At 70.0% G+C, this 25210-nt stretch carries 22 protein-coding genes and 1 pseudogene; 3 read left to right on the top strand and 20 right to left on the bottom strand.

The window, feature by feature from the left end; translation table 11 throughout:
• The first annotated feature begins 175 nt into the window (after positions 1–175).
• The 3 genes from AB0L56_RS10990 to AB0L56_RS11000 all read left to right on the top strand — a co-directional run bounded on the left by AB0L56_RS10990 (position 176) and on the right by AB0L56_RS11000 (position 5222).
• Complete coding sequence (locus AB0L56_RS10990) at positions 176–745, top strand: hypothetical protein (protein WP_365421501.1); 570 nt, start codon at positions 176–178, stop codon at positions 743–745.
• A 455-nt stretch (positions 746–1200) separates the two neighbouring features.
• Positions 1201–1659: a hypothetical protein gene (locus tag AB0L56_RS10995; protein ID WP_365421504.1), complete on the top strand. Its 459-nt coding sequence runs from the start codon at positions 1201–1203 to the stop codon at positions 1657–1659.
• Between the two features lie 80 nt (positions 1660–1739).
• Positions 1740–5222, top strand: coding sequence for a hypothetical protein (locus tag AB0L56_RS11000; RefSeq protein ID WP_365421507.1), 3483 nt, complete (start codon positions 1740–1742; stop codon positions 5220–5222).
• Between the two features lie 60 nt (positions 5223–5282).
• Here the strand turns inward: AB0L56_RS11000 and AB0L56_RS11005 are convergent, their stop codons facing one another.
• From AB0L56_RS11005 to AB0L56_RS11100, 20 genes and pseudogenes are all read right to left on the bottom strand, one after another.
• The gene (locus tag AB0L56_RS11005; protein ID WP_365421510.1) at positions 5283–6122 is read right to left on the bottom strand and encodes a methyltransferase domain-containing protein; all 840 of its coding nucleotides are present in this window, start codon (positions 6120–6122) and stop codon (positions 5283–5285) included.
• A gap of 30 nt (positions 6123–6152) precedes the next feature.
• A pseudogene (locus AB0L56_RS11010) lies at positions 6153–6509 on the bottom strand (NUDIX hydrolase); the annotation flags it as partial.
• A gap of 21 nt (positions 6510–6530) precedes the next feature.
• The gene (locus AB0L56_RS11015) at positions 6531–6980 is read right to left on the bottom strand and encodes an ASCH domain-containing protein (RefSeq protein ID WP_365421513.1); all 450 of its coding nucleotides are present in this window, start codon (positions 6978–6980) and stop codon (positions 6531–6533) included.
• A 208-nt stretch (positions 6981–7188) separates the two neighbouring features.
• The gene (locus tag AB0L56_RS11020; protein WP_365421516.1) at positions 7189–8454 is read right to left on the bottom strand and encodes a M15 family metallopeptidase; all 1266 of its coding nucleotides are present in this window, start codon (positions 8452–8454) and stop codon (positions 7189–7191) included.
• Positions 8451–9932, bottom strand: coding sequence for an NUDIX domain-containing protein (locus AB0L56_RS11025; RefSeq protein ID WP_365421519.1), 1482 nt, complete (start codon positions 9930–9932; stop codon positions 8451–8453). The genes AB0L56_RS11020 and AB0L56_RS11025 overlap by 4 nt, the downstream gene beginning before the upstream one ends.
• A gap of 468 nt (positions 9933–10400) precedes the next feature.
• Entirely contained in the window at positions 10401–12341 is a 1941-nt protein-coding gene (locus AB0L56_RS11030; protein WP_365421522.1) for an ABC transporter ATP-binding protein, read from the bottom strand.
• Positions 12342–12575: 234 nt separating this feature from the next.
• Positions 12576–13688 carry a hypothetical protein gene (locus tag AB0L56_RS11035; RefSeq protein ID WP_365421525.1) on the bottom strand — a complete coding sequence of 371 codons (1113 nt, stop codon included), beginning with the start codon at positions 13686–13688 and terminating at the stop codon, positions 12576–12578.
• Positions 13689–13692: 4 nt separating this feature from the next.
• Complete coding sequence (fxlM, locus tag AB0L56_RS11040) at positions 13693–15738, bottom strand: methyltransferase, FxLD system (RefSeq protein ID WP_365421528.1); 2046 nt, start codon at positions 15736–15738, stop codon at positions 13693–13695.
• Between the two features lie 30 nt (positions 15739–15768).
• Complete coding sequence (locus tag AB0L56_RS11045) at positions 15769–16839, bottom strand: lanthionine synthetase LanC family protein (RefSeq protein ID WP_365421531.1); 1071 nt, start codon at positions 16837–16839, stop codon at positions 15769–15771.
• Positions 16836–18875: a lantibiotic dehydratase family protein gene (locus AB0L56_RS11050; RefSeq protein WP_365421534.1), complete on the bottom strand. Its 2040-nt coding sequence runs from the start codon at positions 18873–18875 to the stop codon at positions 16836–16838. Before AB0L56_RS11050 ends, AB0L56_RS11045 begins: the two co-directional genes overlap by 4 nt.
• A gap of 87 nt (positions 18876–18962) precedes the next feature.
• Positions 18963–19151, bottom strand: a complete 189-nt coding sequence (locus tag AB0L56_RS11055) for an FxLD family lanthipeptide (protein WP_030862011.1) — start codon at positions 19149–19151, stop codon at positions 18963–18965.
• A gap of 130 nt (positions 19152–19281) precedes the next feature.
• Positions 19282–19749 carry a DUF6082 family protein gene (locus tag AB0L56_RS11060; protein ID WP_365421537.1) on the bottom strand — a complete coding sequence of 156 codons (468 nt, stop codon included), beginning with the start codon at positions 19747–19749 and terminating at the stop codon, positions 19282–19284.
• A gap of 72 nt (positions 19750–19821) precedes the next feature.
• Positions 19822–20397, bottom strand: a complete 576-nt coding sequence (locus AB0L56_RS11065) for a DUF6624 domain-containing protein (RefSeq protein ID WP_365421540.1) — start codon at positions 20395–20397, stop codon at positions 19822–19824.
• Complete coding sequence (locus AB0L56_RS11070; RefSeq protein WP_365422078.1) at positions 20394–21023, bottom strand: hypothetical protein; 630 nt, start codon at positions 21021–21023, stop codon at positions 20394–20396. The genes AB0L56_RS11065 and AB0L56_RS11070 overlap by 4 nt, the downstream gene beginning before the upstream one ends.
• A gap of 17 nt (positions 21024–21040) precedes the next feature.
• Entirely contained in the window at positions 21041–21532 is a 492-nt protein-coding gene (locus tag AB0L56_RS11075) for a LuxR C-terminal-related transcriptional regulator (protein ID WP_365421543.1), read from the bottom strand.
• 130 nt (positions 21533–21662) lie between these two features.
• Positions 21663–22907: an acyl-CoA dehydrogenase family protein gene (locus tag AB0L56_RS11080; RefSeq protein ID WP_365421546.1), complete on the bottom strand. Its 1245-nt coding sequence runs from the start codon at positions 22905–22907 to the stop codon at positions 21663–21665.
• Between the two features lie 83 nt (positions 22908–22990).
• On the bottom strand, positions 22991–23629 hold the full coding sequence (locus tag AB0L56_RS11085; protein ID WP_365421549.1) for a GAF domain-containing protein: 639 nt from the start codon (positions 23627–23629) through the stop codon (positions 22991–22993).
• Positions 23629–24216: an ATP/GTP-binding protein gene (locus tag AB0L56_RS11090; protein ID WP_365421552.1), complete on the bottom strand. Its 588-nt coding sequence runs from the start codon at positions 24214–24216 to the stop codon at positions 23629–23631. Before AB0L56_RS11090 ends, AB0L56_RS11085 begins: the two co-directional genes overlap by 1 nt.
• Positions 24217–24268: 52 nt before the next feature.
• On the bottom strand, positions 24269–24676 hold the full coding sequence (locus AB0L56_RS11095; protein WP_365421555.1) for a DUF742 domain-containing protein: 408 nt from the start codon (positions 24674–24676) through the stop codon (positions 24269–24271).
• On the bottom strand, positions 24673–25188 hold the full coding sequence (locus AB0L56_RS11100) for a roadblock/LC7 domain-containing protein (protein ID WP_030862031.1): 516 nt from the start codon (positions 25186–25188) through the stop codon (positions 24673–24675). The genes AB0L56_RS11095 and AB0L56_RS11100 overlap by 4 nt, the downstream gene beginning before the upstream one ends.
• Positions 25189–25210 lie beyond the last annotated feature (22 nt).

The raw sequence follows: 25210 nt of genomic DNA on the forward strand, positions 1-25210 counted from the left end.
CGATGCCGATCGCTGCGGCTCGGTGACATGGGCCTGCCTGCAGGCCCCTGGCGCCGAACAGGCTCAGCACGATCGTGCCGCCGACCCGGAACAGCCCTGCGAGGCCGATAACCTGCCTCGGCCCGTGGCCATGATGCCTGTGCGCCCCGCACCTGTGCCGTTCGAAGGAGACCTCGTGCCGCCCTCCCCGCTGCCCCCGCCTACGCTCTACGAGTCGTGGGAGGTACTCGCTGACGGCCTTCACGTCCAGCGCCTCGCCCTGCACCTGCCGCAGTTGCGCGAGCAGCTCACCGTGCAGACGGTGAGGACCGGCATCACGGTTGCTGCCTTGGTCGCCCGTCCTGCCGAGGTGCCCACCGCACAGGCCCTGGCGCTGATCGACGCGGCTGGCTTGAGTGCCTGGGTAGATCTGCCCGCCGAGCACGGCCGGTCCGATGCTGCAGTCAGCCCTTTGGCCAGCGTCGCCGAGGACGTTCACGCCCTGCTTCTGCCCGGCGTCACCGACGACGCGCTGCGCGGCGCCGTGCGAGTGGTCGCCGCTGCCTCGGCCTGGTGGGTCGGTGCCTGTGCCGCCATCCGGCACCTCGGCGTGCACCACAGCAGCCTCACGCCCGTCAAGGACACCGTCGGCTCGGACACACTGCGCGAGGCGGTCCGCGTCGTCGCACTCGGCACCGCTCAACGCGTTCTCGCCCACCAGCTGCGGCACGACGCGAGTGAGGAAGTGGTTCGGCTCGCGCACTGAAGTTTCCCCGGCCGGGTGGTCATCGCCGAACGAAACGCCGAACGGCTCTTGGCCAGCATCGATCCACACATCCATCACGGTGCGGGTATGACCTGCGTGTGGCGCCCCGAAACGGCGGCGTGCCGCCTCGCCCTCATCGCCCAGGGCCTGCCCGAGCCGGCAGGACCCGATTAGAGCGAGTGCCGCTCCAGCTGCACCAACCTTGCCTACACCGACCGCAACATCACGGAACTGAGGCAAGGTCTCCACCGGCTGGAGCAGGCCGCCACCGATCAGCTCGCCCCGCGGCCACTGCGCGACCGCGCTGCCGCGCAGGCCGACCGGATCAGAGCTCTCATCCGCCGCCACGCCAGGGGTACGAAGGGAGAAGTGGGATGAGTCGCAGGCCACGGGACCGGAAGGCCGAGCGCAGGGTCCTCAACGCGGCCGCCAGCCGACTATTGAACGGTACTCCAATGCATTCCGAGACCGGACGGCTGACTGTTTCGGAACTGCTGCGTGAAGCAGGGGTCCGCCGCGACGTCGACTATGGCGACCACAAGGACCTGATTGAGGCCTTCCAGGCCCCCAGGACCATATGGTCGACGGTTGCCCAGGCTCTGGCAGAGCAAGTGGCCGAATTGAAGGCCAAACTTGCCGACGCGGCGGCAGCTCTGGCCTCCGAGCGGGCAACGACCACGGAGCTGAGGAAGATCGTTGCGGAGCTCGACCTGGAGCTGCATGCCGTACGCGAGGGGAGCGGGCCTGTGCAGATCGCGAGCTTGCCCGTCCGGCGCCGCCAGCCCGGCTTGGGGCCTGATCGGGGCAATATCGCAGGTCCTTTCCGCCATGGCCTGACCGTGTCCCGGCCACGGCGGCTGATCAAGCCGACTGGGGGGAAAGTCGGCATGCGGAGGCGTTGCCGTTCCCGCTGAGGGTGCAGTAGAGGACGGCGCGGTAGCGGTATCGTCGATTAACCACGTTGCAGTGTGGTGGAGTTCGGGGGAGACAACTGGTGGACATCGTGGCGTCGGCGTTGGGGGTTGTTGGCAAACTGGTGGCCAAACCAGCAGCGGACAGCGCGCTGCGCCGGGAGCGCGTGATCCAGGCCCTGAAGACTTTGCATCTCGACCCCCATGTGCCGCCACAGGACTTCGACAGCTTGTACGCGTACACCCTTGTCGAGTACTGCGCGAACCGGCCCGAGTCTGTCCTCGCCGTGTTCCGCGACCAGTACGTCCTGGCTGCCTTCCGCCGTTCGTTTGACAGGGCTGACGGCTGGGAGCGGCTACGCAAGGAGCTGCTGGACGCCGTCGAACGCAACCGCGAGACGGGAGAGTTCGGGCATCTCGATCACGGCTTCGTGGATACGCACGCCGACGGCTTCGCCCGCGCTTTCCAGGACTTGGTCGACCGTAGTCGGGCGCCTCACGAGATCCGGCTCGAACAGAAGGTGGATGTGCTGCTGGCGCAGGCGAGCCGGACGCAGGGCGAGGAAGACAACTACCGCGCCCGCGCCGTTTCCCGCCGCGCGGAACTCTCGCTCACTGAGCCTGCCGGACCGGGCGGCGGCGGGGCACCTGTGCTGCCAGCTCACGTTGCGCAGCTCCTCGCCGTACAACAGGACATGTGCTCCGACTTGCCGTACGAGCTCTTCGGAGCCGATGCCCCGCCATTGGGCGATGTCTATATCCGAGAGCGGGTACGCGCGGACGGCCCAGATGCGCGGACAGGATCCAGTAGGCCCGGCCCGCCGATGGTCGTGCCTGCAAGCGACCTCGTCATGAGAAGGCCACTCGCGGTCGTCTTGGGTGCCCCCGGCTCGGGGAAGACGAGCATGGTGCAGAGGCTAGTGCAACACTGGTCGGGCGTGTGGCTGTCCGGTGACAGCCACGTCCCGCGGCATCCCGGTACGCCGTGGCTAGTGCCCTTGCGTATTGCTGCTGCGGACCTCACCGGAGAGGGAACTTTTCCTACCCTTCTTGCGGCAGCGCTCTCCCGCCAACTGGGCGGGAGAGTCGACTTCGTCCTCGATCCCGCGACCTTCACTGAACGCCCCGCACCGGGTGCCGAGTGGCTGGTGTGTGTGGACGGACTGGACGAGATCCTCGACGTCGGCCTACGCCGTAAGGTAGTTCATGCCTTGAGCTGGCGGCTGGCGGGCCGGGGGGTCCACCGGTTCCTGATTACCTCCCGGCCACTGTTCCTGTCCGATGTTCGCCCGTTGTACGAAAGCGGCGCCGCCGACTGCGACCTTCTGCCGTTCGACAACGATCAGCTGGCGTCCTTCGCTGAACGGTGGTTCATCGCCCGGGGCCGCCCCGAGCTGACCCCGGAGTTCCTGGCCGAGATCAGGAGCTCTCCCTTCCGTGATGACCTGGCACGTGTGCCACTGCTCGCCACTATCGCCGCCGTGGTCCACGAGAACAACTCCGAGGCGCGACTACCGATGACTCGAACGGGCCTGTTCGCCCAGTTCATCCGGTACCTGCTGTACGTCCGACCGGCGGCCGTTCAGTCCCGACACCGGCTCGTCACCGCCCTGGCCCCCTACGGTAAGGAAGCGGAAGTTCTTGCGGACTGGCTCTACAGCAACCGGCGCCCGTTCCTGGCGCACATCGCTGCTGAGTACCTCTCGCACGACGACGCGGACCTGACTGCCGCAGCCGACGCCTGGACCCGGACCCACGCTCCGGCCGTTTCCGATGGCATACCGTTGAGTGAGCACGTCCTGCCCACGCTGCTTACCTCAACCGGTCTGATCACGGCCACCGCTCATGGACGGCCGCGATTCACCCACCGGTCATTGGCCGAATTCCTTGCAGCCCCCATGCTGGCGCGCAAACTGGAGCCTGACCTTTCACGGTTGGACGACGCTGCACGCTTCCTTCGAAGCGATCACGCCGATTACGAACGCCTCGTTCTCACCCTCGCGTCGTGGGCGTCTGCACCAGGACATCAGTCAGAACTGCTCTGGCGCCGGTTGAAAGAAGACAATGCCTGGCAGGCCCTGCTCGCGGGGCGTGTCGCGGTCGAGACGAGGCAGTGCGTCCCGGATGTGGCAAGCCGTCTGATCAGACAGCTTGGGCTGCGGATGCTGACGGAGCGCCAATACGGACCGATCTGGGACGACACGATCGGCGTTCTCGGTCAGCTCATGCATCACCCGGATGTGGCAGCTGAGGTGAGAGCACTGGCTGAAGAGCCCGTCGTGCACCCTGCCCGACGCGCCGCAGCACTTGCTCTGCTGGCGCGGCACTGCGACGACAACAGCGCGGTGGACCGGATCGAAGCCCTCGGTCGCCGAAGCAGCGCGTTCGCAGCCCTATGCGCCGCCGACGCCCTTATCGACGCAGGCGCAACAGACCGCGGGCTGACATTGCTCAAGACAGTGTTGCGCCATGCCGACCTGCCAGCCGGATGGATCCACCAGGCAGGTCTTCGTCTGAGGAAGGCCGGTCATTTGGAGGACGCGGTGAGACTCTGGAAGAGGTGGCTCAGCGGCCGGCCGCCATCGGATCTCGCCACGCACAACCTGATCGCCGACCTTGCCGAGGATCTTGCAGAGTCTGGTGAGCCACTCTTCGCCCGCCAAGTGGCACAGCGCCTGGTGAGAAATTCCGACGCACGGCTCGACGCCCGGGTCTTCGCAGCCTGGTTCCTCGTCGAGTCCTGCGATTCGGAGCGCACCACCTTTGATGATCTGGCGGAAGAAGGTCGCCGGTTCCTGCGGAACACGATCGACGATCCGGCCCAGGAAACCAGCCACATTGTCTGGATTGCCGAGGGGATGGTGAAGAGGGGGCCCGACCGGGAAGCCGCCGTTTCCCGCCTCAGGCTCGTCCGCGACGCCCAGAGAACCTCGGCGGGCAACCGGTTGCGGGCTGCCCGGGTCGTTGGCGCTTGTTCCACCGACGACCGTGATGCCGCCCAGGCACTGCTCGTCAAGCTCCCCACTGACATAGACCAATCGGACGGAGCGTGGTGGCAGGCGGCTCTGCTGGCCGACGCCTTGGAGATGAACGCGGAAGCGACACGCTTTCGCACACGAGCGGCGGACCACGTCAACGATTCCTCGGCGATCCGAACCATCGTTGAACGGCTAGGCGATAGCGATCCCCTCGCCGCCCGAACGGAAATCTTGGACGTCGGGGCCCGTACCAGCGACGACGGCGTCCACTACGAGACAGTCCGACTACTCCTGAGCTCCGGATGGATTGGGGAGGCATGCGATCATGCATTCCGTCACGGCCGCGAGCCCGGGATCGCGCCCTTCTGGAGGAACGCGGTCGTCGGCATGACGATCACGGCACAGCCCACAGACACGGCCCTGCAACTCGCGGCTGCGCTGGCTAAAGTGAGCGATCCTAGTGATCCCTGGGACGATTTCTGGTCCCGGATGTGGGCCGAGCTGTCGGAAGACCTTCAGCCACTTGAGGATGTCATGGTCCGGGACGAACGCTGGCCGCCGTCGGAGTTGGCCAAGAACAGCACATGAATCTTGTCCAGTAGCGGCCCATGCCCAGCCCGACACATTGTTTTCCGACAACCGACTTGCCTAATGAACGCCGGGCAGTTCGAGGGTGCCGCGGCGGTGCCGGCCCAGCAGGATGCCCTGCTGGCCGAGCAGGATCGCTCCGACGCCGACGGCCGCGTGGGCGGCCGGGGCTCGGGTGCTGCGGAGGCGGCTGGAGACGTGCGCCGGCCGGTCGGGCAGGCGCCGGGCGCGGATGAGCTGCTGGACGACCGAGGCGCTCTCGTCGGGGTGCGGGAACAGGTCGATGGCATCGACGCGGAAGCCGTACTCGGTGAGCAGGTTCTCCCACAGTTGCGGTGCCAGGACCCACATCTGCGTCGGCAGGGGCGGGTCGTCGCGCAGCAGGATCATCTGCTCGCGCGGCGCCACTTCCGTGGACGGACCGCGGCCGTGCAGGTCGGTGTGCAAGAGCGAGAGGATCAAGGGGGCGCCGGGACGCAGGCCGTCGCGCAGTGCCGACAGCGAGCGGTGCGGGTCGATGAAGGCGAGCGTCCCGATCGCGTACGCGGCGTCGAATGGCTCGGCTCCGGCCAGGTACTCGGTCACGTCCGCGTGCACGAATTCAACGCCGTCCACGCCCGCGTGGGCGCAGACGGCGCGCTCGTGCTGGGTCGGGGACAGTTCGATGCCGGTGACATGGGCTCCGTGAGCCTGGGCGAGATGGACGGCGTGGTGACCGGCCCCGGAGCCGATGTCCAGGACGCGGCGGCCGGTGAGGTCACCGAAGACTTCTGCTCCCGGTCCGACTCCTGCCCAGGGCGTCCAGTCGAGCCGGTCGGGGACGGGCGGGACGTAGGCGCGGGCCAGTTGGCGCCGGCCGTAGATCTGCCAGGCCCGGGTGTTGGTGTCCTCGGCGGGCACGGTTGCCTCCTGGGGCGGGGGTGTTGGGGGTCAGGTGTGCGTGATCAGGTAGGCGGGGCCCTCGCCGCGCCGGGCGCGTTCGACGGCGTCGAGGCGGGCGAAGGCGCGCGGCGCCATCAGCTCCTGCCAGGTGGCGAGGTCGTGGACGGCCCACACGTCGTGCTCGGCAGGGTCGAGGCGGATCCGGCCGAGCTGGTCGGCGGTCAGCCGGCCTCCGTCGAAGATGAACCCCACCTTGTTCAGGGGCAGGCGGGGCCCGGCGTGCAGGAAGTGCGTCAGGAGCAGCGGCGGTGTGCTCAGGCCGAGTTCGAGGCCCGTCTCCTCGACCGCCTCGCGCCGGGCGGTCCGCAGCGGGTCCTCGCCCGGGGCGTCCAGGTTGCCGCCCGGGAACTGCCAGAGTCGCGAGCCCTAGACCGAGCGGAGCTGGATGGGCCGGTCGTGCTCGTCGCGGATGTAGAGGCAGCCGTACACCGTGTGGTGGGGGACGGTCCGCGCGTACTCCTCGGCTGTCATCGGCATGGGGCGGTCGGGCCGGGCCGGGCGGTGGCCGAACGCGAGGGCGAGCACGCCGAGGGCCTCCTTGGCCGGCGGGTAGATGCCGCGGAGGCCGGCGAGCAGCTCGCCGGGCGGCGCGTCCGGGTCGATCCGCGCGGTGTCCTCGGGGCGGAGCAGGTCCTCGAAGGAGGGGTACGGGGTGATCCGCTCCACGATGACGTCGAGTTCCCGGCCGGTGTCCCGGTCGTGGAAGACGACCGTGTCGCCCACGGCGACGGCGAGCTTGTTCGGGGTGGCCACCCTCACTTCGATCGTCTTGCGCCCTGCTTCCACCTGCCGGTAGTACCGCCCGAGCAGGTGCATGTGGTGCTCTTGTGGTTCGTCTGCGCCCGCTGGGCTTGGGACGCCTGAAATCGCCTGCTCGGTGTCGTCCGACATTCGTGTCTCCGTTCGATGTTTTCCGTCCGTCGCGGTCGTGGAGTCGCGACCGTCCACGGAGCGGTGGCCGCGTTCCTGCCTGCCTGGCTGAAAGCGGATGCGTGGCGAGGAAGTGGACGAGTCCGCTGTCGTGCTAGGGCAGTTCGGTCGGTCCGTAGCGCGCGGGCGGCTCCTGCTTCGTCAACGCGTCGTACCGGTCTGCCACCGAGAAGTGCCAGAACTCGGTTCCGTAGTTCGTGAAACCTGCGCCCTCCATGGCGGTGAGCAGCAGCGTGCGATGGTGGCGCGCGAGATCGCTGAGGTTCGGGGCGTGCGTGAAGCAGGCCCCGTGGCTTTCCTCCGGGGAGGCATTGACACGGGTGCCGAGATCGAGTTCGTGGCCGTCCTGGTCGACGAGGGTCACGTCCACGGCCGCGCCCGCGCAGTGGGGCGCGATCTCTGGCGGCGACACGTACCGGCTGGCGCCCTGGTGCAGCTGCTCAGGTGTCCAGTCAGGGTGGGCGGCGGCCAGCTCGTCGCGGTACTCGGTGAAGTAGCGCTGCTGGAGCGCGAGCGGCCGGTAGCCCTCGATGAACAGCAGGTCGGTGCCGGCGGGCAGGAGCGAGCGGGCATGCTCCAGCCGGGCCAGGACGCCCTCGCGGACGTGGGCGAACGCACCCAGAGGGTCGTGCTTGCGGGGGTCGACGCGGAAGCCGTGGTCTCGCACGTCGACGAGGGGTTCCCCGCACTCGCGCACCGGGATCGCGGCGACGCGCGGATCGGACATCAACACCAGAGGGTTCATCGCGTCTCCCTGCGACGGCTTGTACGGCGGCGGGATGGGGGAGGCGGGGGCCAGCTCGGTCTCGCGCAGGATGCGCGCGACGGTGTCCTGCAGCGTGCTGTCGGCCGGGATCACGGTCCCCAGACCGTCGGGCAGCAGATCCAGCTCGCGGTACCAGGAGGCGAGGTGGCTGTCGGTGACCTGCTCCAGGTATGCGGCATCCGCCTTTGACGCGTGCCGGACCAACGTCGCTTCCAGCGGCACGTTGAGGTAGTAGCAGTGGGAGACGCCGCGGTGGTCCCGGACGAGCGACGTGATCATGTGGCCGTAGCGGTCGGCGTACAGGATCCCTTCGAGCACTACGTGAAAGCCGGCGTTCAGCGCTTCGCGTGCGATGCTGCCCAGCAGGGCGATGTTGGCGCCGTGCGCGGTGTCGTGTTCCCGGAGCACGCTCCGGCGGATCACGTCCTGGCCGACGATCGCGAGTCCGCGGCCGTAGTGATCTCGCAGACCCTGGGCCACACTCGACTTGCCTGACGCCGAGTTGCCGCGGATCACCACCAGACGGGTGTCCGCACGGCCGACCGCAGTCGCAGTGGGCGCACGGCGGTGTGTGCCGTTGGGGGTGCCGGTCATGCGGGCCATCCCGTCTCGCTGTACAGCTCCCCGTTCTGGATCTTTCCGATGGCCACCCGGGTGTAGGGGACGAGGTTGTCGGGGAGAGTGGCGGGGTCCCAGAATCTCCACTGGGTGCACTTGTCCGGCTCACGCAGTTCTGGCTCGCCGCTCCAGGCGCGGGCGCGGAAGAACAGGCCCATCCGGGGTTGGTCCCCGGCCTTGTCGATGTGGTGGACGACGTGGACGAGTTCGACGTCCTGGCGCTCGATGTGCAGGCCGGCTTCCTCCTGTGCCTCCCTGATCAGGCAGGCGACGGCGCTCTCCTGCTCGCAATGGCCGGCCAGGACGTGCCAGGTGGACGGCGCGAACGCGGAGTCGGGGTGGCGCAGCCCGAGCAGCACCGTCCCGTCAGGCCGCTCCAGATAGAGGTGGACGCCGATGACGTTGAGGACCGCGCCGTGCGGCGAAGCCCGGTGCTCCTCCTGCGGTGCGAGCCCGCTCTGCGGCGCGGTGCTGGTGGGGAGGCCGGCGGCGTGGCGCCGTACGAGGTCGCGGGTGGTGGGTGCGATACGCAGGCGGTCGAGGTCGTCGGGAGCGAACCAGGCCAGCATCACCCCTTCCGTCAGGTGGAGGTCACGAGGGTCGCCGTTCCAGCGCCCGGCATAGATGGCGATGGGCACGGTCCTGCCGGCGTCGTCCGAGGCGTACTCGGTGCCGAACGGGGTTAGGCCGGCGATGCTGAGGCCGGCTTCCTCGTCCAGCTCACGTCGCACCGTGTGTTCCAGGGTGGCGTCCTGGGGCTCTCGGCCGCCGCCCAGCAGGGACCACATGCCCGGCTCCCAGATTTCGCCGGGGAAGTAGTCGCGCAGGTGGAGCAGGTACTCGCCGCGGTCGTTGTAAATCAGGGCGGAGGCGTTGGCCGTCTCCGATTCAACCTGGAGCGGGAGCTTGCGGAGTTTCTCGCGCAGGGAAGGGGAGGCCGCTCGGTCCACAGGCCGCCACTCGATGCCGCCGACCTCCTCTTCCTGCAGCCTCACCTCCACCTCGTTCGTGGTGTGCAGGCGGAAGAGGAACCGGAGGTCGAAGTGCCGGTGGCCGGGTTCGCCTTTGCCCGGGTTTGCGTCGATGTCGTGGATGTCGATGTCGAACGGCACCGTCTCGTAGCCGGGCCACGGCGTGACCGCCTGGGGCGGGATTCCGGTCTCCTCGTGCAGCTCCCGTAGCGCAGTCCTGGCCAGGGACTCATCAGAGGGCTCGGCGTGTCCGCCGGGGGCGAGAACCTTCCCGCTTGCCAGGTGGAGCACGTGCAGGACGCGGCCGAGCGGGTCGAGGACGATCGCGCCGCAGGTGACATGTCCGGTGAAGGTAGTGCGGCTGGCGATGTCGGTGGGACGTTCAAGGGCATCCAAAAGGACGCCGAGCTGCTCGCGCTCGTGAGGGTGGCGCGCGAGATAGGTCTCGACGGTGGTGCGGATGTGGTCGTGCGACAACGGCATGGGGCTACCTACCTCAGAGGGCGTGGAGCGGGACGAGTCGGGGCGGGGCAGGGGTCGGGTCAGCTCAGCAGCATCCCCTCCGCCGGGATCTCCTCGATGGTGGCGGCGCGCGCGGCGGGCAGGCCCCACCGCTCTCGTGCGGTGTCTACCGCGAGCTGGGCTTGCCGTGCGCCGGGTGGGCCCCAACCCAGCAGGGCGGCTGCCTGGGCGGGTATGGCGAGCAGGCGGGTTCGGCAGGTGACGTGCGGGTGTTTGCCAGGTTCGACGACGCTTCCGGGCAGCAGTCATGAGTCGTCCTCGCGGTAGGTGGGATGCACCAGCAGGACCCGGCTGACCTCGGTAGCCGGTGGAGTCGTCACGACAGTCCTTCGGGGTTGGTGCGGCGGGTTCGGACATGCGGCAAAGGGAGCATGGGGAGCGGGCTGGTGTCTCTGACTGGCAGACGGCGGCCTCGCGCGGACGGGGTGATCAGGAGGTGTCGCCGCTCATCCGGCGTTGCAGCTCCCACAGGGACCGGAAGAGCCCTGGCTGCTGGGTGAGCTGGGCGTAGGTGCCTTCCTGGACGATCCGGCCCTCGTCCAGGACGATGATCCGGTCGGCAACGGCCACGTTGCTCAGGCGATGAGTGATCAGCAAGATGGCTCGGTCCTTGGCCAGTTCGCGCAATCCGGCGAAGATCCGGTGCTCGGCGCGGGCGTCGAGGGCGGCCGTGGGCTCGTCCATCACCAGCAGCGCCGCCTGCCGGTGGAACGCACGGGTGAGGACCAGACGCTGCCACTGCCCGCCGGAGAGCTGCTGACCACCGAACCACTCGCTGGTCAGTAGCGTGTTCAGGCCGGAGCGCAGGCCCGGCAGCATCTCTGCTGCGCCGGACGCCTGGCAGGCGGCGAGCAGGGCCGCGTCGCTGGTGTCGCCCTGGCCGAAGGTGATGTTGTCGCGCATCGTCAGCGGCAGGTAGGTGAACTTCTGTGGTACCAGCGCGACATGCTCCCACGACCGCCACGGGTCCAGGTCCGCGGTGGAGGCGTGGTCCCAGGCCACGTCGCCCTCGGTGGGCAGCAGCAGTCCGCATAGCAGGCGCGAGAGGGTCGTCTTGCCGGAGCCGTTCTCCCCGACCAGCGCCACGATCTCCCCGCGCCGCACGTGCAGGGAGACGTTGCTCAGGCTGTCCTTGGGGGCGCCGTCGTAGCGGTAAGTGACGTCGCGGACCTCGAAGCGCTCCGGGGCCGCGGCCACGAGGGCGGTGCCGCGGGAGTCGGTCATGGCCTGGCCGTGGGCGTTGTCGAGGAAGTTCTGCCAGTCCTGCACGTACCAGCCGGTGCGAACCAGGCGGGCCCCGCCGTTGATGATGCCGCGCACCGAGCCCGTGGCGGTCTGCAGGGCGAAGACGGCGCCGCCGCCGGCCGCCAGGCTCATCCGCCCAGAGGCCAGGAGCCACAACAGCGCCGCCCACACCGCGGTCGAGGCGATGCCGCCGGCCACGGCTCCGGCCAGACCCATCCAGGCGCCGGTGTTCGCGGCCTTGCGCTCGGCGGCGTTGACCGAGGCGGCCAGCCGCCGGTACCGCCCGATCAGGAAGGGACCGGCCAGGCAGGCGCGCATCTCCTCGCTGGACTCCTGATAGGCCATGTGCCAGCGCAGCTTGCCCAGCATGCGGCGCCGCCCGGAGGTCTCCAGCCCGGCGAGGTAGAGCACGCGGGCGGAGCGGACGTAGGCGGCGGCCTGCGGCAGGCACGCCAGGAAGAGAAGGGGGAGGAGCAGGGGGTGCAGGACGGTCAGGACGGTGGCGCCGGCCGCGAGCGTGGCGGTCGCCGCGAGGACATCTTGGGCTTCTTCGACGAGGTCGGGGGTGACCTGGGCTCCGCGGTCGGCGATGTCGTAGGCGTCGTTGTAGCCGGGCTTGTTGTTGGCGGCCAGTTCCGCACCGAGCGCGGCCTCGATCATCGTTAGTTCCGCGGCCCGGCCGAGGACCGGGCGCAGCCGTCCGGTCAGCCAGACGACGGTGATGCCCAGCAGCGCGCGCAGGCCCGTGGAGGCGGCGATGACGGCCAGCTGTGGGGCGGCGTCCCACAGCCGCTCCGTGATGTCACCTGCGGAGATCAGGGCGGTGATCGTGCCCGTGACGGCCAGGAGGCCCAGGGCCGCGAGGACGCCGGTTCCGATCTGGCACACCAGCAGGCCGACGGTCGCACCGCGGTCCACGCGCCAGGCCATCTGCACCGAGCACCGCACGAGCGAGGGCAGGCGCCGTGCCATGTTGCGGGAGGTCAGCTGCGAGCCGGCCTGAAGCCTTGACTCGTCGCGGTAGAGGTACTCCTCCTCTCGAACACTGGCCTGTTGCGTTTCGTCGTCCGGCACGGTTCCTTTGGGTGGTTGCGGCGGCTGGTCCTGCGTAACGGCCGAGGTCATCGTTCCCCCTAGGACGGTCGCTGCGGCTGAGTCGTGAGGTCTAACGACGCGGCTGCGATATCGAACACACGTCATTCGGTCGTGCTGTGAAGCCTGCTATTCCCTGCGTCTGCGGACCTCGCAGGCGCCCGATCCCTGGTCTGGCTTGGAGTGGCTGCGGGCAGGAAATGGCCGAAACGCCGACACTGCCAAACCGTGTGGGCGGTAAGCCGGGGCACCACGGGTTGGCCCCTCCTATCCGGGATCCGGATCGGCCTGCAGCAGCCCTTCCAGTTCCCTCTCGGCGTTGCCGACCGCGCTTGTCAGGGCTTCGTGGTCGTGTGCGGACAGGGCGCCGGCTCCCAGTCCGGCCGCGGCGATCACCGCGGTCAGCGCGTTTGTCGCCTGGTCGCCCAAGGCTGACCGGGCGATGGGGTGATGCAGAGCGTCTCGTGCTGCGTAGGCGTCGAGTCGGGCGACGCTGAGGAGGGCGTCGAGTATCTGGGCGGTATGGCGTCCAGCACGGTCCAGCTCCAGGGCTGACAGGGCCGTCCGGGTCTGGAAAGCGGCGGTCGGCGGATCGGGGTGGGCAAGGAGCTGGGCGGCTGCATTCAGGGTGCGGTCGAGATCGGCTTCGGGGACGGGGGCGTCTGCGGTCCGGCAGTGGGCGTGCAGGAGGAGGGCGACGGCGTCTTCCCAGGGCTCGGCGGGCTGGGTGGTGTCGATCAGGTCGCGGGCCTGCTGGTCCAGGCCCTGCTCCATCAGGGCCATGATCTTGATCTGTCGGCCGTCAAGGAGCCGGTTGCCGATGCCGCGGTGCTGGGCCATGGCATCGGCGGCCTCGGTCCACCGCCCGATCTGGGCGAGGGCGCGGGCGCCGTCCACGAGCAGGGTGACGTACAGCTCCTGGCATACCGCACGGTGGTCCTCGTCCGTGCCGGTCAGGGTCGAGAGGTCGACGGTGCGACCGTCGATGTCGGTCTTGTTCCGGTGCCGGGCGGCGTCGTTGAGGCAGTGCAACAAGCTGTAGGCGAGTTCGCCGTGGCCTGCGCGGGTCTCCAGCCGGGCGAGGTTGACGAGCGGCATCAGCGACATGACGGCGACCCGTCCGCTGAGGCGTCCGGCGTTGACGAAGACCTGGTGCTGGCGCCAGCACAGATCCTCGGCCAAGCGGGGCAGTCCGACGTCGGAGGCGATGAGCGCCGCGTAGTTGAGGACCCCGCAGGCGCGGGCCACCAGGTCGTGGTGGCTCGCACCTGCGGGCGCGACGGTCAGCCCGGTGAGGTGGTTGATGCGCTCCTTCAAGGGGAGCGCGGGCGCCTTGGTGCGGCGGACCAGGGGGATGCGGCTGGCTATCGCGGGGATCACCGGCTCAGCCCTTGCGCACCCAGTCGACGACCAGTCGGCTGTAGGGCTTGTCGACGACGAAGCGGGCGTCGTCAGCCGTCAGCCGGTCACGTGAGTCCGCGACGACCATCCGGAAGCCCGGTTCGGGGGCGTCGTTGCCACCGCTGGCGTCCCAGGCGCAGATCTCGCTCACCACACGCTCGGCGAGGCCAGCGCCGTTTTTGCCGTGGCCGATCACACCGACCTCCCAGTACTGGCCCTGCTCGTCCTCGCCCTCGCGGATGGTCAGGTACGCGAGCGATCCGCCGTCGAGGGCTGCCATGGAGCCCCACCCGAAGTGCGGGGTGAACCCGGGGCGCTGGCCCGGCAGGCGGGAGAGGCCGTTGGGCAGCACGCAGGCCAGATACAGGTACAGCCACTCCCACGCCGAGCCCTGGCGGAACTTCACCCCGGTGTAGAGCTTGGTCTGCTGCTGGTTGAGGACGGTACGCAGGGCGTCGCGATCGACGTCCTGCTCGCTGAACGTCTCCAGACGCACGTTGCCCTCGCCGGCCATCGGCACGAGGGTGTAGACGTCGTCGCAGACGCCCTTGCGCAGCGGGATGAAGGTGGCCATCTCGCAGGAGACGGTCTTCCACGTCTCCCCGTCGCGTTCGAAGGCGAAGGAGCGGGAGATGCTGCCGCGGATGCGCATCGGCAGAACCAGCCGCCCGCCGGGGGCGAGCTGGTCGAGGATCTTCACGGGGACGTCGCCGGCGCCGACGGTGAAGATGATCCGGTCATAGGGGGCGTGCTCGGGCAGGCCGGCCGCGCCGTCGGCCATCACCGCGGTGGCGTTGTCGACGCCCGCCTCGGCAAGGTGCTTGCTCGCGCCGGCGACGAGGTCCTGGTCGACGTCGAGCGTCCACACCTGCCCGCCGGGGGAGACGATCTTGCCGAGAAGGGCGGCGTTGTAACCGGTGGCCGCTCCGGCTTCCAGGACCTTGTGACCCGGCTGGGCGCCGAGCTGTTCGAGCTGGGTGGCGACGATGGACGGCGCGGAAATGCAGGAGATCATCTCCCCGTCCTCGTCGTGCTTGATCGGGACCGCGTCCTCCCTGTACGCGCTCTCCAGGTCGACGCCCGGCAGGAAGGCGTGCCGGTCGGTGCTGCGGAAGGCGTCGATGGCCGCCTGGCTGCGCAAATGGCCGCTTTCGGCGAGTCGTTGGGCGAGGGCTTCGCGCAGCTGGTTGGGGTCGGTTACGGGTGTCATGGTGGTCTCCATTCGAGGGAGGCTAGGGTCCGCTGAGGCGGACTTGCGGGTAGACACGTCAGCTCCTTCTCCGGTGGAGAAGGCGACGTGACGACCGAGCCACGCGGTGGCGGCCTGCGCGTCGGCAGGCACGCCCGCACGGTTGAACGCGAAGATCGCGTGATGGGCGATGACACCCCGGATTCCGCGTATCAGTCGGCCGTCGGCGGCGAGCCGGCGCAGGCGGCGGCCGGCGTCCTCGAACGCGGCGACGCGCTCGGCCCAGCCGGCCTCCGCGTCGGGGCGCAGGGCGGCGGCCGCGTTCATCAGCCGCCGCATCGCGGAAACGGCTTGTTCGAGGGCGAGGCCCTGGGGCGGGGTGACGGGGGGACGCAGGGCGGCCCACTGGGCGTACACGTCTCCGGCTTCGAACGGGTCCAGCCCGGCCTCGCGGATCATGGCGGACAGCAGCATCACGCTGCGCTCGCGGGCGCCGGGGGTTCCGGTCTCGGCGAGCGCGGCCGGGCTGTCGGCGCAGAACACGTCGTGCGCGACGGCCATGGCTTCGGGACCGCCGAAGGCATGGGTCTCCGGCTCGTACATCCCGCCCGTCCAACCGGTGATCACGCGGTCGGCGACGAGCTGGTCCAGCAGGTCAGGCACGGGCTGTTCGGTGCGTAGGCGCACGCCGGCGTCCTTGCGCAGGAAGTGGAAGCGGCGACCGGACAACGCGGTCGCCACGGCCCGGGCGGCGCCCGCGTGCGGGGCGGGAAAGGCCACGGAGGCGTGCCACCAGGACGTGGCCGGAGGGATCGGCAGGTTCTCGTCGTCGAAGTCCATGAGAAGTCATCTCCTTGCGAGGCGGCAGGGTCAGGTGAACAGGAGGGCGCGGGTCCAGCCGGTGGTGTCGGTGGCGCGCAGGGCGAGTTGGGCTCCGGCGCGGCCTTCCATGAGCCCGGGTTTGGGCAGGCACTCCCAGTCGGCGGCCAGCCGTCGGTGCAGGTCCTGGATGATGGGGGTGAAGCGTGCGGGTGCGGGGCTGTCGGCGGCGACCGCGCGGGTGAGGGTCAGCAGGCCGGCCCAGCCGTGGCAGAGGGTCGAGTCGGTGATGCGGGCTAGGTGCAGCGGGTTAGTCAGGATGGCAGCGACGGTGTCCTCGGCCGCCCGACGGCGGGCGGGGTCATCGAGGGCGAGCGCGGCGAGCTGCTGAGCGCGGGCGATGCCGGGCTGGCCGTAGCACCAGGACTGGCGGGCCGGTTCCGCCTTGGGCGGCTGGTCGGCGTCCAGGTGTGCTGCGGTGGACCAGTAGTGGGCGCCGTGCCGGTCGAGCCAGGTCGCGAACGTGCCGACGGCCTCCTCCTGTCCGGGGACGCTGACGCCGGCGCGCAGGGCGAGGGAGAGCACGGCCAGGGGCCCCGCGATGCCGTGGGCCATGCCGTTGTTGCCGTGCCCGCCGGCCATTTCCTTTCCGTCCGGGCCGACCGGCGACCACCACCCGGGCAGCATCCGGCCGTCACCGCGGGCGGGGTGCGCGAGCACGACGAGGCAGGCGAGCACGTCGGGCAGCCGGGGCGCGATCGGGCGGCGGGTCAGCAGTAGTGCGGCGAGTCCGGTCAGGCCGCGGATGAGGTCCCATTCGGCGAGGTGGGGCAGCACGCCGGCCGCCTGACGGCGGTAGGCGGCGGCGAGCCGGGCGTCCACGACGCGGTCGACGGCCGAGCGGACGGCGTCACCAGCTGCGTGGGCGCGGGCCAGGACGAACTCTAGAGCGGGTGCGCCGTGGAAGAGACTGGCGTTGCTGCCGGTACTCACCCCCCGAACGGTGGCCTGGGCGAGGTGGCGGCGGGCGGCGGCCAGGTCCCGGCGCTCGATGTCGAGCAGGGCCATCCCCAGGGCACCCTCGGACAGGTCCTGCGTACGGGACACGGTCGTCGTGGTCATGAGCGCCTGGCCAGGGGGACGACGATGCTGTGGGCCCGGCCGCCGATCCACCCATCGGCGTCCGGCGGGGGCGCTTCATGCAGGGTGGCGATGCCGAAGGGGCTGGCGTCCAGGTGCGCGCGCAGGAGGTCCAGATCGACGTCGCGGCTGAGGTCGAGGGGCAGCTGCTGGTCGTCCTCGGCGAGTAGAACCCGCTCCGGCACCCGGGACCGAGAGCGCCAGGCATGGAGGTGGTCCGCCCACTGCTGGAGTGGTGCGGTGCGGGCGGGCAGCGTGCGGCTGCGGATTTTCCACCGGGCGGCGGTGAGGATGGTACGCCGGTAGGTGAGGGCCGGGGTGAAGGGCAGGGTCCAGGCGGCGCCCCAGTCGAACCAGGTCACCTGAGGGGAGGCGGCCCGGCTGATCTCGGCGAGGAAGCGGGCCATCGGCGGGGTGTAGTTGTTCCACAGGAAGTTGATGGCGGTGGGAGCCAGCAGCTCCAGTGGCTTACCCGTCGCGGACTCCACGAGCTGGGGGCGGCCGTCCGTGACGGTGACCGACAGGTCGCGGGGGAAGAGGACGTGCGGGGCGGGGCGGCGGAACTCGCCGACGCTGACGACGCGGGGCAGGGCCTGGGGCGCGCGGGTGAGCAGGTCGGCCGGCACCCGCCCGGCGTGGAAGGAGAGCTGAGCGAGTTCCGCCTGCGGATCGACGGTGGGCAGGTTCGCGTACGCCGTCTCGGTGCCGGGGAACAGGTGCCAGAACCGTCCCGTCATCGAACCGGCCGAGCGGGAAACCGTCAGCACGCGTAACCGGAAATCGCCCCGGTCCAGGGCCGGAACGGAGGTGGCGTGGACCTGCACGGCCAGTTCGAGGTGGGGCGCCAGGTCCTGGGGCTGGTCGCCGGCCGCTGCCTCCAGTTCCTCGATCATCGCCCCGGTCACCGCGACGGTGCGGCTGCCTTCGGCGGCGGCGGTACCGGCCAGCTCCAGCAGCAGGCGGTCACGCTGCGACATCGGTCGAGGCGGTTCACTTGCCGTGATGAACCCGGCCGGGAACCCCACTCCCCGGTCGGGGTCCGTGGCCACGTCCACCGGCACCGCAGTGTTCTCGCCGTAGCGCTCGGAGAACTGCTTGATCCACCGCCGCCAGGTCGGTGTCCCGTTCGGATGGGTGACCAGGCGAGCCAGCACGGTCGCCGCGGTCTCCACTTCGGTCAGCACCTGCGCGGGCAGCTGCACATCGGCGTCCAGCCGCAGATCGCACGCGGTCCGCAGGCCGACTGCCCGAGCGCGCGCCGCGGACGGTAAGACGTCGGTGGGGTCGGCGACGGTGGCGGGCGCGCGCAGCGAGGAGCGCAACAACCGCACCCGCAGCAGTTCACCGAGTAGCCGGTTGCGCGCGGTGCCGCTCACGGAGGGGAACTCTGCGGCCAGCTTGTCGGACAACTGACGGTACCCGATCGGTGATCGGGCCAGGTCGAGTACGAGACGCAGTGCCGGGCTGAGGGCGAGGCGGAACTCGGCATCGCCCTCGGACGGTACGTGGATGTGCTGGCCGCGCTGTCGGATCAGGGTGTTGACGCAGACCTCGGTGTCGGCCATGCGCGCCGCGTCGTTCTCCCAGGCGCTGAGTACCTCATCGAGCCCGACCGAATCGGCGCGGACCACGGCTTGGTGCTCGTCGCCGATGCGGACAGACGTGGTCTGGTCGAAGCCGAGCGGGGCGACGCCGGCGAACAGGCCGTAAGGCGTGGAGCGGCGTGCGTAGCGGATCGCGTAGCGGGCGGTGGCCAGTGCCGCCCGGCGCATCCGGCGCACCTTCGGTGTGCGGCCATTGATGATGGCCTGCACCTGGGCCGCCAGGTCAGGGCTCGCCTGCGACACGGTCCGACGGAAGTCAGTGTCGGACCACACCGTGCTCAGCCACGCGCGCCACTCGTCCACGGACGCTATGGCCATCGGCCAGGGTGGCATGGCGGGCTCGGTCGTGTGCACCGCGGCGCGCAGCATGGTCTGCCCCGCTCCCTCGTACAGGCTGGGCCGATGCCGTGTCATCCGAGCTCTCCTCATCTTCTGCGTGGCGGGCGGGGCGGGCCGGACAGGGAGAGCCCCGTCCGGCCCGCGTTGCCGGGGACTCCCGGCTTACGAGGTGGTGCAGGCGCTGGGGCAGGAGCTGCCGCAGGTGTCGCCCGTGCTGCACATCAGGACCGTCTCGGTCGCCGGCGTGCCCTCGATGAAGGTGATGTCGAGCCCGAACGGGTCGGCTTCGGTGGTGGTTGCCAGGTCCGACTGCACGGGGGCGGTCGGCCTCTCCGTCTGCACGGCGGTCATGCTTGCCTCCTAGTGGCGATGGGTGGTGCGGGATCCCGGGACCCGGTCGGGGCCCGGAGCTTGGTGCCAGACGGTGGCGGGCGAAGAGACCGCCTGGGCCAGGACGTCTGGGAGTCGGTGTCTGGTGCCGTCAGGCTGCTGCGGGCCGTGCCTGCGGGTGGTTCTTCGCGGCCTTGTCCAGCACCCGGGTGAAATGCTCGGCGCGCTCGTCGCCCTCGGCTTCCCGCGCGCGGAGGTCGCCGAACCGGCGCCAGTATCGTCGGCAGACGTCGCTTTCCATGAGCTGCGCGGCGTACCACGGCAGGTGCCCGGAACGAACGAAGCCGAGGCGGTCGCGCAGGCTGAGCATGCAGATGAGCTGGTTGGCCTTCAACAGCTGCATGTACTCCTCGACGTCCATGCCCTCGGGCGTCCAGAGCTTGGTGAGATCGGGGGTGGTGGACATCTGGGCCAGCCAGTCGAGCTGGTTCCGGGCGAGGACCGCCTCGTTGCGCTCGGTCTGGTGGCGTGCGTCCTGCTTGAGCCGGGCGGCTCCGACCACGGCGGTGGTGAAGGCGACGGCGGTGCCTGCAGCGAGGACGGCCGTGGTGAGCTTCATAGGGAACGGTCCTTTCTGAATGTGGAGTTGTGGACGAGCGTCCGGCTGTGAGGTTTTCGGGGTTCCGCTTCTTCATGCGGCTCTTGCAAGCGCGACGGCCGGGGCTTCTTCGGCATGACGATCCGAGGTGTACCGGCGACGGACCGATTCCAGGGCGACAGCGATGGGCGGTAACCCGACGCTGGCCCTTCGCTCGTCCACTGATTCAGGCGCGCGCAGCGGGCACAGTTCGATGCCGTCGGTTCGAAGGAGGAGCTGGGTGCCGTACTCCTGCTGGTGCCTGTTGTTGATCAAAGCGCGGTCGTGCAGGTGCGCCCAGTGCTGGATGAGTGCATCGCCAGACTTGACCGCACGCTCCAAGAGGATGGCCGCGGCGCGTTGGAAGTCGGGTTCGTCATCGCTGTGAAGAGCGATGCTCCAGGCGGCGCGGGCAGCAGCAGGGCCGACGAGGCGGTGGCCGGGCCACTCGTGTTCGCCCAAAATGCGGCGCAGCACCTTGGTGTTGGCGTGGTCGGCGTGCCGGCCTTGGCCGAGGCGGACGGCGTTGAGCTGATTGCGCAGTCGGCGGGCCCGGTGCGCGGCCGACACGTGGGCGCGGGCGATCAGCTCGCGAGCAAGGTCGGGTCGCTGTGGTTCGGCGGTCGTCATGCGCTGCCCCGATCGTCTGAGGCTGCCTTCGGCTCGTAGACCCGGCAGCCGATCAGCGCATGGAGTCCGGACCGATGCTCGGCAGCCAGTTCCAGGCGGGCGACTCGGTCACCCTCCCGTCCAGTGCCAGAGCCCTGCACGTCCCAGCCCATGTCGGTGAGCCGACGCAGCAGGGCGGCGGTGGGCTCGGCTTCGAGTCCGTGACGGGCCAGGGTCTCAGCCCGTACGAGGGGGAGGTCGAGTCGGACGGCGAAGTCGGATGCCCACAGGGTGATCAGCCGGGTGATGTCATCGGGCTGGTCGGGCAGGGTGTGGATGCAGCCCAGGTGGAGGCAGGGGCCCTCGCCCCAGCTGAGGTTGGGGGCGCGCTCGGGGATCATGCAGGCCAGTAGTTTCCCGTCCTCGAACAGGCCGGCTGGCTTCGTCTGCGGGCTGCGGAAGAGTGCTGGGATGTCGACTTGGACCGGTACCGGAAGACCACGCAGGGTGAGCCAGCGCTGCCGGTCCTGCACGAGGGCGGCGGCTTCCGCGCGTTCGGCGTCCGTGCGTAACCTGCGGACCTCGTATGCGGCGACCAGGGGTGCCGGGGCGAACGACGCCGTAGCCGGTCGCTCCCCGCGGGCCAGGGGAGTCGGAGGCCGGTTCACTGGTTCGCTCCGCTCCGCGTTGCGTGGGCCTGCTCGACTGTCAGCAGGTTCCAGCCATGGGCCAGGATTACCAGGTGGGTGGTGTCCTGTGCGCCCGTGTCGGCGAGGAGCTGGTCGAGTGCGGCGCGCAGATCGGCCGGGGCGAGCTTGGCGGCGACGGCGATGTTGCGGGCGTCGCTGTGCTCGGCGACGGCTCGGAGCAGCAGCAGCTCGTCCGGGCTGAGCGTCGGTGCCGGCCTGTCGGCCGTGGGCGGGGCCACCTGCTGGTCGGCGAACAGGCGGTGCACGATCACCGGGGGCTTGCAGCGGGGCGGGCAGTGGAGGCTCTCGCGAATGTCGCGGATGTACTGGCGGATGGTCACAGGTGACAGGGCGGTCTGCGTGGCGATCTCTTGGGCCGTGAGGCCGGTTGCGAGGTGCTGGGCGACGCGCTGCAGGGTCGGCGTCAGGGGTGTGATCGGTGCGCTGGTTGTTACGGGCGGGGTCACGGTGTCTCTTTCTCGGCTGGGATGGATGGTCAGGTGGGGGAGGTGCCGCCGGTCCCCGCGGGGGGACGGGGGCCGGCGGCACGGGCCCGTGCGCGGCGGCGGGGATTCACGGGGTGCCGCGCACGGGGGCTCATGCGGCGGTCGGGTCGGGGCGGGCCCAGGCGGCTTCGGCGGCGAGGCGTTCGGACCACTGGATGTGGTCCTCGTCGAAGGCGGCGTCGGCCAGGCGTATGCGCTGGACTTCGCCGGTGCCGGCTGGTGGGTAGGTGTGCTGAACGTCGCGCCACAGGCGCTGGAGGACGTAATCGCGGTCGAGGGCGTGGGCGCCGTGCAGTTCCATGGCGTCCTGGGCGGACTGCGTGGCCCACTGGTGGCCGAGGTACTTGGCGTTGATCAGGTCGGCGTCGCAGGGTAGGCCCTGGTCGAGGAGGTGCACGGCCTGGTAGGTGAGTATCCGGCCGGCGCGCAGGCGGGCCTCCATGCCTCCGATGCGGTCTCGCAGTACGGGCAGGTCGGACAGGGTGCCCCGGTAGCGGGGACGGGTCTTGAGACGGGCGGTGGTGGTATCCACGGCCGCTTCGTGGATGCCGAGGCTGACGGCGGCCAGGTTGGGGCGGCCGTACAGGATGCTGCTGCTCTGGGCCACGGCCAGTCCTTGGCCGACCTCTCCGACCACGTTGTCTTCGGGGACGCGGACGTGGTCGAGGTCGAGGCGGCCGGCGGAGAAGCCGTGCAGACCGAGGCCGGCGCGGTGGTCGGAGACCGAGAGCCCGCGGCGGCCTGATTCGACCATGAACGCCGTCAACGCCTGGGATGTGCTCACGCCTACACCGGCGGTGCGGGCAACGACGAGGTGGCCTCCCGCGAGGTGGCTGTTGCCGATATGGCTTTTGCTGCCGGTGATCACCCACTCGCTGCCAACGCGTTCGGCGACGGTTTCGATGCCGCCGATGTGTCCGCCGGCCCGCGGTTCGGTCACGGCGATCGACAACAGCAGTGAACCGTCCGAGACCTGGGGCAGCCAGCGTCTCTTCTGCTCATAGGTGGCGAAGTGCAGCAGGGCACCGACGGGGATGAGGGTGGCCTGGAGGATGGCCGCGGCAGCCGCCGAGACCCGCGCGATGCGGTGGATCAGGATCGTCTTGGCCACGTGCCCGGCACCCAGTCCGCCGAAGGCGGCCGGGACGGTGACGGTGAACCAGCCCCGTGCAGCCATCGAGTCGGCGACCTTGCGTTCCACCCTGCCCGGGGCAGCCTCCATCCGTGCGGCGCGCGCCGCGACGTGCTCGGCCGCGAAGGCATCCGTCTCCTGCCACAGCAGGTCGTGGCGGGCGGTGAGGTAGGGACGCAGCGCCGGTGGCGGTGTGGTGGACATGGTCTCCCTCTCCCTGGGTGAAGGTCGCAACGCGGAGCGGCCGGGGATCGCCTACGGCTCCCGGGTAGGGGTGGAGGAACGGCTTAGCGGACGGGTGCGCGGGCGATGTGGTCCATCACCTGCGCGCCAGCGTTGATGACGATGTCCCGCAGACGGCGGGCCTCGGCCAGGGGCCGCTTCTCCGGGTCGATGACGCACACCGTGCCCAGCACGATGCCGCTGTTGTGGATCAGTGGGGCGCCAAAGTAGGAGCGGATCCCGACGGCGTCGACCACCGCGTTGCCGCTGAAGCGTGGGGACGCGTGCACGTCGTGCAGCGGAAGCGCCTTCTTACGGGCCATGACCTCGGGACACCAGCCGTGGTCGCGGCTCATGGTGCGGCCGACGATGACGTACCCGCTGTCCGCGGGCGGCTGGTGCAGTCCGACGAAGGTCTGCTCCTCCAGGAACAGGTTGACGAACCCGTACAGGAACCCGGCCCGCTCAGCCATGTCGCGGGCCAGGTCGTCGAAGTCCTCGTTGGCCACGGTGGGAACGCCCAGCCGTGCGAGCAGCCCGTAGCGCTGTGCCAGCTCCGCTTGTTGGAGCGGCTGGTTGGTGAGGGCGGCGCTTGGCGGGGTGAACGGTGCGCGGGTGGCGTCCCGCATGTCGCGTTGCGGCAAGGATCGTGCGGGCGAGGTGGCCTGCGGTGTGCGGTAGGGGTCGGTGGGGTGCTGTGACATCAGGCGTCCTGGAGGGTGGTGGAAGGGGCGTGACCAGCGCGGTACGTGGCGGCGTTGTTCACGGCGTGGTCGGCGAGGGTCAGCAGGACGCCGGCGACGTGGTTCGGGTCGCGGGCGTCGCAGGTCACCACGGGTACGGAGGCGGGCAGTTCGAGGGCGGTGCGGACCTGCTCGGGGTGGTAGAGGTGGGCGCCGTTGAACTGGTTGACGGCGACGACGAAGGGCAGGCTGATGTCTTCGAAGAAGCTGACGGGGGTGAAGCTGCTCTCCAGACGGCGGGTGTCGACCAGGACGACCGCGCCGACGGCGCCGCGGGAGAGGTCGTACCAGAGGTCGACGAACCGGTCCTGGCCGGGCATGCCGAACAGGAACAGCTCCAGGGGCGTCGGCGCGTCGGGCAGGCTCGGGCGGCCGAAGTCGAAGGCGACCGTGGTGGTCTGCTTCGCCTCGATGCCCGCCAGGCTGTCCACGTCCGCGCTCGCCTCGGTCAGGTACTCCTCCGTGCTCAGCGGTGTGATCTCACTGACGGCGCCCACGGCGGTGGTCTTGCCCGCGCCGAAGCCCCCGGCGATCACGATCTTCAGCACCGTCGGAGCACCGGCCCGTGGGAGCGGCGAACTACGCAGCACCGCGGCCGGGTCATCCGGCCTGGGGATAGGCGACGGCATCAGGCCACTTCCTCTTCAAGCCCGCGGAAAGGGCTGCCAGCAGTTGGGTAGACGGACCGGATCCCGCACCGGTATCGGCATAGGACTGGGTCAGGGGGACGACCAGGGCGTCGGCGTCCAGGAGGTCGGAGACGAGCACCTTGACAGCGGTGACAGGCCGGCCAAGGCGGCCCGCCAGCTCGACCACCGACCGTCGGCGCTTTCGGCACAAGGCGAGAATCTCCTCGCACTCCTCGGCCTGCGTCGGGCCGGGCGTTCCCGGTCCCGCCTCCAGCACGGTTTCCAGACCGAGCAGATGCCGCGGCTTGGTCCGCCCGCGCGTCAGGGAGTAGGTCCGCACGAACGCCGACTCCTCGGCCGCGCGACCGTACGTGGTCACCGGACCTCTCCGCCCGTGCCGACACGGACGGGGATCAGCATGTACGGGGCGAACTTCTGGACCAGGCGCCCCATCTCGAACCCGACGGTGCCCGCGTCGGCGTCCCTGGCGGCGATGACGGCGAGGATCGTGTCCACCTCACCGCGTTCGTTGCCGGGGTGGTTGTCGAAGGCCGCGCTGCGCCCGGCGCTCTGGACGAAGAACAGGCAGTCGTCTCGCTCGATGATGACCTGCCGGGCCGGCCTCTTCTTCCTGCTGGGGCCGGTGATGTTCGCCGCGAGGGAGGCCACCCCGCTGAAGGCGGCCGACAGTTCGTCCGCCCAGTCCTTGTCGACGTCGCTGTCCAGCAGCCGCAGTCCGTCGCGAGAGATCAGGACGGCGTGCGTGACGCCCGGCGTCTCGGAGGCGAACTGACGCAGCAGCCAGACCATGCTGTCCCGCTGTCCGCTTGTGGTCGTCGCGGATGCGGGCGTGCCGCCGGTCACGTTGCTCATCGCAGGGTGGGTGCTCATAGGGATTGCTCCAGAAGGGGGA

This window comes from Streptomyces sp. NPDC052079, assembly GCF_040680275.1.
Taxonomy (GTDB): domain Bacteria; phylum Actinomycetota; class Actinomycetes; order Streptomycetales; family Streptomycetaceae; genus Streptomyces.